The organism is Mesorhizobium sp. (genome assembly GCF_004962925.1).
Classification (GTDB): Bacteria; Pseudomonadota; Alphaproteobacteria; order Rhizobiales; family Rhizobiaceae; genus Mesorhizobium.
Genome location: NZ_SUEO01000198.1, coordinates 1 through 251 on the forward strand (window position 1 = coordinate 1; position 251 = coordinate 251).

1 pseudogene is annotated in these 251 nt (G+C 67.7%); it reads left to right on the plus strand.

Annotation, left to right across the window (positions count from 1 at the left end):
- Positions 1-251 (plus strand): annotated as a pseudogene (locus E5W87_RS28170) (hypothetical protein); the annotation flags it as partial.

The window sequence follows — 251 nt, forward strand, 5'->3', positions numbered from 1 at the left end:
GGCGGGCGCATCGGCGGCGGCGTTGCCGACCGCATCCTGTCCGCCGGCCGCGCCTATGCCGACGCCACCAGGGCGCTTTCGCATTGGGAGGTGTCGGGCGTGGTGCAGAAAGTCTGCTGCCATGGCGAAACGGTGAAGAGCCTGGCCGAACAGACCGGCGAACCGCGGGATGTTGTGGCGAAGCTGCTCAAGGTTGGGCTGGATTTGTTGGCGGCCCATTACGGGATGATGCTGATGCGACGGCCGCGGGG